This window comes from Schlesneria sp. (assembly GCF_036405755.1).
GTDB lineage: Bacteria > Planctomycetota > Planctomycetia > Planctomycetales > Planctomycetaceae > Schlesneria > Schlesneria sphaerica.
The window spans coordinates 1-7,534 of record NZ_DASWWZ010000081.1; the positions used below are offsets into that span (position 1 = coordinate 1).

A 7,534-nucleotide genomic window follows, 5' to 3' on the forward strand; every position below is an offset into this window, starting at 1 on the left:
TCCGAAAAGAAAGAATCCGATTCGCAGGACGGAGGAGAATCGGACAACGCGGACAAGCCCGACAGTGGCGACGACTCTCAGGAGGGAAAGCAGCCCTCGCCCGACCAAAAGGGAAAGTCGAGTCAAAAGGGGCAAAAATCGAGCGACGCCAACGGCGAACGGAAGCCAGCGGATGCCGAAAAACCCGCTGGCGATGAAGATGCGAAACCCGAGGAGGGGGAAAAGGGTTCGACTGAAGACGAAGGGGCACCAAAGTCAGATGACCCTGAACAGTCCAAAGACGCTCAGGAAAAATCGCAGAACGGTAAGCAGGGGAAACCTCAGCCCGGAAAGAAACCCTCTGGCAAGCCCCAGAAAGGAAAGCCCCAGCAGGGAAAGCCGCAAGAGGGTGAACCTCAGGAAGGACAGGAGCAGCAGGAGCAACAAGAGGGACAGGAGCAGCAGTCCGACTCGCAAGAGCAGGAATCAAGTCCTCAAAAGCAACCCCAGAAGACTGCGGGACGTGACGAAATTGAGCGAGCCCGACAGGAAATGGATCGTGCAATTGAAGAGCTGAAGCGGAATAACCGCAAGGGGGCTTCCGACAAGCAGGATCAGGCCATTGCCGAACTGATGAAAGCGAAAGAGAAGCTGGAAGAAATTCTCCGTCAGTTACGGGAAGAAGAACGTGAGATGGTGCTGGCGCAACTGGAAGCTCGCTTCCGCGACATGCTGCAAAAGCAGGAGGCCGTCAATAACGCGACTCTCGCGATTCACGCGGTGCCCGTCGACAATCGGACCGATCGCCATCGGAATCGATCGGTCGAACTGGCTCGAAATGAAGAAGAGATTTCATTGCTGGCCGCGAAGGCCCTGACACTGCTCAAGGAAGAAGGTTCTTCCGTGGCCTTCCCGGAAGCGGTCGAGCAGATTCGGGACGACATGCTGACGGTCGCACGTCGACTGGAACGAGTGGACGTTGCCGAGATTACCCAGAACATCGAAGAAGATATCGTGGAAGGATTGCGCGAGATCATCGAAGCGCTGCAGAAGGAAATCGAGAAAGCCAAAGACAAAAAGCAGGAACAGCAACAGCAGCAGCAACAACCCCAGGACCGGCAGAAGGAACTCGTCAATAAGCTGGCGGAGCTGAAGATGTTGCGTTCGCTGCAATATCGGGTGAACCGGCGTACGAAATTGCTGGGCCGAATGGTCGATGGTGAGCAGGCACTGGACGGGGATATTCTCAATCAATTGCGGCAATTGTCGGATCGACAGTCCAAGGTCCAACGTGCCACGTACGATCTTTCGACCGGCAGGACGGAATAGCGACCCTTCCTCGCGCGATCACGGATCGGCGAATCTCGAATACGTTGAAGTCCACTGGTGTGACCACGTCTCACCAGTGGACTTTTCAGTTCGTTACACCTGATCCTCAGTGCGTCCCTCTGAAGATTCAGAAGCCTTACATTCCAGCGCTAAGGGCGTCCAGGTGTCTGACGAAGTGTTCGCGCAGCACTTCTGTGTAGCTGGCCACGTTTGCCGCCAGAAGCGATTTGACTTCCTTCCCCAGGACGGGATCCGTCAGTGTTGAGCCGAACGTGCAGTGCAGAATCTGCCTACCCGGTTCCGTGAAGCCCCGGCCCTGAGGGACGTCGCTCCATCGCTCAAGGTAATGGACTTCAAGCTGCCCGGCGTCAGGACAGTCCGTGGTCGAGGGGGCCGAGTCGAGTGTCGCGGAAACGTGGTAGGTGGCTTTATCTCGCATGTAGCGGTCACGTGCGAAATCGATGATCCGCCGGAACAGGGATGCGTCATGGTGAGCCACAACTCGAAGTGCTTCGAGATAGCTGGTTCCTGCGGTTTTGACGTGGAAGCAGCCCTTTGTTGCCCGTGCCAGCGAGCCGTACATCGAGAGTTTGTCAGACCCGGAATGCAGGCTGAGCTTATAGGGTCCCAGCAGCCTGGCGATGGCGGCGTGATCGGCCAGGGAGCGATCCAGCAGACTGGGATCTCCCTTGAAGTCGACACCTTTCTCAAAGTCGCCAATAAATCGCGGGGCCAGACTGACGAGCTTCATTCCTCGAGAAAGTGTCTGGTCGGCGATGATGTAGTGTTCGGCAAGTGTTGTCGGTTGATCGGTCTCGTCGACACTCAGTTCGATCTCGTAGTCGCGCTGCGCGGCAGTCTGGACCGTGCGAATGTGATCTGCAAGAGAGACCGCTGCGTTGATGGCCCGGCCGTACTTCACCGCCGCACGAAGACAGGCTTCTTCGGTCAGTTCAATCGTGGTTCCGGACGAGAGTGTCACCCGGCGACCTCGGTAGGACTCGATCCAGTTGACTTCGCCGGCCAGCGAGGCGAATTTTTCTCGCACCTCGTTTTCAGGATAGTCATCCGCCTTCTGGTCAACGTGACCGGATGGGTCGATGGTGAAGAAGGTAAAACCGACGGCGGCTGTCTCATCGACGTCGTTCGTCGTTTTCAAGTGGTCTGCGTCGGCGCCGATATCACCCTTCCAGCCACATTCTTCGGCCGCTCGTAGTGCATCCGACATCACCTGGGAAGGGGTGCGTGAGGTTCGCGACATTTCGCGAATCGACTGTTGCGGGAAGATCGGCAGAATGCCCGCTCCTGCTTCCTGCATCGCGGCGACATGGCCGGGGGTGGCCAGACCGATGCGATCGCCAAATCCGAAGCTGGGGGTCATGCCGAGTGTTTTGCACTGCAACGTCATTTCTCGCCTCACGTGAGTAGTTAGTCGGGATCGTCGTGGGAAGATATATAACCGAAGAATAGGGGCCTGTCGCGGGAGCAATGGTTTGATGAGTGGTGACCGTGAACAGTCGAGGGCATCCGAACAATCGCTGCCGCGATTTGATTTCGTGCCTGACCGTGTTCCGGGTGACAATCGGTCCGCTTGTTAATCAGGAACGTTACGGTCAATATTCTGTCTTCCTGCCAAGTTTCGATCCGTGAACGTGCTGTCCAGCGGGGTGGGAGTGTGCCCGGTCTGCGATGGATCCCCGCCTGATGCGAATCAGAGGGATTAACCAGCAACGGACGACGCTCCGGCCCCCTTGCGAAACGGGGGCAGTCGCGGTGGAAGAGTTTTTTTCATCTGAAATATCGGAAGAATGTGTCATGAGTACAGGTGAGTACCTGCAAGGGATGTTCGGTCTGAATGGGCTGACGGCTGTCGTGATTGGCGGAACCGGGACGCTGGGTGGGGCCTTTTGTGATGCCCTCGCCAGCGCGGGAGCCCACGTTGTCGTTGTTGGGCGAAACGACGAACATGGCAACGAGCGGGTACGCCTGATTAAAGAACGAGGCGGCCATGCCGAGTATTTCTCTTGCGATGCCACCCGGCATGATGATCTGGATCGGCTTGTGGAACACCTCAAGTCCAGTCACCGCGAAGTCAATGTGCTCGTGAACGGTGCTGGCGTGAACTCGCCCACCCCGTTCCTGGAAATTGGCGAAGAAGAGTGGGAACGCATTCTGAACGTCAATCTGCGCGGCGTTCGCCTGGCCTGTCAGGTCCTTGGTAAGTATATGCTCGATCAGGGAACGAAGGGCTCGATTATCAATATCGCCTCGGTCAGCGCCGGCCCGCCTCTGTCGCGCGTGTTTACCTATTCGCTGTCGAAGGCGGCCGTGATCAGCCTGACGCAAAACCTGGCACGGGAATGGGCGACAAAAGGCATCCGCGTGAACGCTCTCTCGCCCGGTTTCTTCCCTGCAGAGCAGAACAAAAAGGTTCTGACGCCGGATCGCGTGGAAAGCGTCATGCGTCACACTCCGATGAACCGGTTTGGTTCACCGGAAGAGCTTGCCGGCGCCATCCTGTTGCTCGCCTCGCCCAACGCGGGAAGCTTTTTGACGGGGCATAACCTGCTCGTCGACGGTGGCTTCACCGCCATGACGATCTGATGGAAATATGGTGACTCGCCGTTAGGTCGACTGACATCGGCAAAGCAGACTCAGTTCGATGTTACGGCTCTGCTCGCCGGATCGGTGGCAATCGTGAGAACGTTCGCAACAACTCAGGAAACTGCCGTGGTCAGTTCGTAGGGGGCCGGAGCCCCGCGTCACTTCGCCGAGTATCCTTGAGGTGTCGCGATGAGCGCAAATTGCACATGATTTGATGGGTCACGTCGGAAACCGAAATCCTCATTCCGTTACTCCTGGAAGGACACAACGTGCATAAGTCGACAATCGCAATCGGGATGTGCGGCATCAGTCCCCGCATTCGCCGCCTGGCCTGTGTCATGAGTGCCTTGCTCGCCATGTCGGTTTCCGGAACCGTACGAGCTGACGAGTCGTGGCTGAAGTTCCCCGGTGGGGAAGGGCCTGGAAAAGGGAAGCACATTGTGCTGGTGGGGGGAGATGAAGAGTACCGTTCGGAAGAATCGCTGCCTCAACTCGCCAAGATTCTCTCCCGACATCATGGATTCGACTGCACGGTCCTGTTCGCTATCGATCCGCAGACCGGGGAAATCAATCCAGACGTTAACAACAACATTCCCGGAACCGAGGCACTCAAGTCGGCCGACCTGATGATCATCGCGACACGATTCCGCAATCTGCCTGATGAACAGATGCAGCACATCGTTGAATACCTGGAGTCAGGACGGCCGGTGATGGGGCTGCGGACGGCGACACATGCCTTCAACATTCCTGCCGGGACGAAGTTCTCTCAGTATTCGTGGAACTCCAGCGATAAAGCCTATGAGCAGGGGTTTGGTCGGCAGGTCTTAGGCGAAACATGGATCAGCCATCACGGAAACCACGGCTCGCAGAGCACCCGGGGAATCCTGGTGAAAGACCAGGCAAAGCATCCGGTTCTGACAGGGATCAAGGATGGCGAGATCTGGGGACCGACTGACGTGTATGGTGTCCGGTTGCCGTTGCCTGGGGACATTAAGCCACTGGTCCTGGGACAGGTCGTGCAAGGAATGAAGCCCACTGATCCCCCGGTGGAGGGTGCTCAGAACCAGCCGATGATGCCGATCGTCTGGACGAAGTCTTACACGAGTTCATCCGGAAAGACAGCGCGCGTGTTCACGACAACGATGGGATCATCGACAGACCTCGAGAACGGACCCCTTCGTCGACTGCTGGTGAATGCGGTCTACTGGAGTGTCGGGCTGGAAGACAAAATCACCGATCACCTGAAGACCGATCTGGTAGGTGACTATCAGCCATCGCCGTTCAAGTTCGGCGGGTATGTGAAGGGCCGCAAACCGGAATTCTATGGTAAGTAAATCTGCCTCGGTCGCCGACGGGTGTACCGGATGGCTCACACAAAGAGCATACGCTCTGCACGCCCGCGATGGTTTTTCGAAGATCGACCTAAAACAACCGTCAATGTCAGGATGTCCGAAGGTCAGGGTGGGGCTGAGGCCGCCAGCCGGCTTTCAGGTTTTGGGATGAATAAACCCCTGCTTCGCTGTCACCAGTGAAGCAGGGGTTTTCTGTTTGCTGCGGTGTTATCGCAGGCAGGTGTCAGTGGTACCAGTCCGGTCTGGCCACAGAGCCCGGGCGGCTCAGGCAATCGCCTTTCGGTAACGGGCGAGTGCCATGAGTGGGAAGTACAACGCGTAGTAGTGGTACTTGAGGTAGAACACGCGGGGGAAACCGGTTCCGGTGAATTCGTGTTCGTACCATGTTCCGTTCGGACGCTGTGTGCTGAGCAGGTAATCGACACCGCGCTGGGCGGCTTCAGAGTGGGCTTCACCGGCGGCAATCAGTCCCAAAAGAGCCCAGGCGGTTTGTGAGGCTGTGGGGACGCCGGTGCCGCGCAGAGTCGGGTCGTCGTAGCTGTTCGCTGTTTCGCCCCATCCGCCACATTCCTGCTGATGATCCTTAAGCCATTGGACGGCTCGCTGGATCCGAGGATCGCGGGCAGGAATGCCGTGGGTCACCAGGCCGACGATCACCTGCCATGTCCCGTAGATGTAGTTGACGCCCCAACGACCGTACCAGCAATGATCGGGTTGCTGATCTTGCCAGATAAAGTCGAGAGCCTTCTTGTGGACTTCGCTGTCAGTGCGGATGCCGACTGCGGCGAAGCTTTCGAGGACTCGCGCGGTGATGTCGGCCGTGCTGGGGTCGATCATCGCGTTGTGGTCTGCAAAAGGAACCTTCGTCAGGACTTCACGTGTGTTGTTCGCGTCGAATGCACCCCAGCCCCCGTCTCGGCTTTGCATGGCTTTCAGCCACATCACACCGCGGCGCATTGCATTCACCATAGGTGACGCGGCTTCGAGTTCGGCGATGGCCTGTTCGGCGCTGGCGGATCGGCCGCTGAAGACCACTGGAGCATTAGGGTCTGTTGCGGCACGGTCGTCGAACAACTCCATCGTCCAGTCGGTTCCCATTCCTTCAGGAAGGCATTTCCCGAAAGCGATCAGCACCATCGAAGTGTCATCGACGTCGGGATAGAACTCATTGTTGTATTCGAAGTACCACCCCCCAGGGGCCAGCTTGGGGTTACGTAACGACCAGTCTCCCTGCTGGCGAACCTCTTTTGAAAGCAGCCACTGCAGCGATTTGCGAATGGCCGGATCGTGACGTGGAACTCCGGCATCCCGCAGGGCGATGGTCGCAATCGCAGTGTCCCAGACAGGCGAGAGGCAGGGTTGCAGCCGCAGCCGTGCGACACCCTTCGCGTTGACGTCGCGGATCATCAACTTGTTCAGCTCTTCGAACTGCGACACGATGACCGGTGAATCATCCGGGTAACCGAGGCAACGAAGCCCGATCAGCGTCCAGACGATCGGCGGGAAGATGGCGCCGAGGCCATCACTGTCTTTCAGTCGTGCCAGAATCCATTGTTCGCAGAGTTTGATCGAATGCTTCCGCAGGGGCTTGATTCCCAGTCGTTCACCAAACTTGATGGTTTGATCGACGCGCTGGAAAAACTTCGTCCAGTTAATCCAGCCTTGCGACGGCCCTTCATGGTTCACTCCACCGATCGTGGCGGGCAGCCTCTTTTCAGGTGAGGCATAGAGCTCGTCGATCTGATGTTCGGGTGGAAGAGTCGTCTTCGGCTGACAGGCCCACAGCAGGCTGAGGGGGACGATGATCGTGCGAGACCAGGCAGACATCTCATAGATGTTGAACGGTGCCCACAGGGGCAGCAGGATCATTTCAGGAGGAACCGCAGGACACAGCTCGTACGGGATCAGACCGAGCATCGCGAGATAGTAGCGGGTGAAGCTGTTGACCTTCTCAACACCTCCCGCACGCAGGATGGCTTCCCGAGCGCGGACCATGTAGTCAGCTTTGGGGTCATGGCCGGTGATTTTCAGTGCGAGGTAAGCCTTCGCCGAACCACTGATTTCCAGGGGACCGCCGGGGAACATGCCCCAGCCACCATGGTCGCACTGCTGATCGAGCAAGTAGGCGGCAGCTTCTTTTGCCTGTTCTGACTGGCCCTTGCCGAGGAAGGCCAGCAACAGGATGTACTCGGATTCAAGGATGGTGTCTCCTTCCAGTTCGGCACACCAGTGGCCGTCTGGTTGCTGGAGACTCAGCAAGTGATCGCGGG

The 7,534-nt window shown here is 57.6% G+C and carries 5 protein-coding genes; 3 read left to right on the forward strand and 2 right to left on the reverse strand.

What is annotated here, in order from left to right:
* Positions 1-1,308, forward strand: a 1,308-nt coding sequence (locus VGE80_RS02720; protein ID WP_440591588.1) for a hypothetical protein, incomplete at its 5' end; no start/stop codon positions are given.
* Between the two features lie 136 nt (positions 1,309-1,444).
* Here the strand turns inward: VGE80_RS02720 and VGE80_RS02725 are convergent.
* Complete coding sequence (locus tag VGE80_RS02725; protein WP_440591589.1) at positions 1,445-2,716, reverse strand: tagaturonate epimerase family protein; 1,272 nt, start codon at positions 2,714-2,716, stop codon at positions 1,445-1,447.
* Positions 2,717-3,123: 407 nt separating this feature from the next.
* Here VGE80_RS02725 and VGE80_RS02730 point away from each other — a divergent pair, with 407 nt between their 5' ends.
* Positions 3,124-3,912 (forward strand): SDR family NAD(P)-dependent oxidoreductase, encoded by a 789-nt coding sequence (locus VGE80_RS02730; protein ID WP_397571394.1) that lies wholly within the window; start codon positions 3,124-3,126, stop codon positions 3,910-3,912.
* 269 nt (positions 3,913-4,181) lie between these two features.
* A complete protein-coding gene (locus VGE80_RS02735; protein WP_440591590.1) occupies positions 4,182-5,246 on the forward strand; it encodes a ThuA domain-containing protein in 1,065 nt (354 codons plus the stop codon).
* A gap of 282 nt (positions 5,247-5,528) precedes the next feature.
* Here VGE80_RS02735 and VGE80_RS02740 read toward each other — a convergent pair.
* Positions 5,529-7,534, reverse strand: a 2,006-nt coding sequence (locus VGE80_RS02740; RefSeq protein ID WP_440591591.1) for a terpene cyclase/mutase family protein, incomplete at its 5' end; no start/stop codon positions are given.

What these genes read in the sequence shown, in the direction of transcription:
- VGE80_RS02725 (WP_440591589.1), bottom strand. Translation starts at nt 2,716, where the DNA reads ATGACGTTGCAGTGCAAAACACTCGGCATGACCCCCAGCTTCGGATTT.
- VGE80_RS02730 (WP_397571394.1), top strand. Translation starts at nt 3,124, where the DNA reads ATGAGTACAGGTGAGTACCTGCAAGGGATGTTCGGTCTGAATGGGCTG.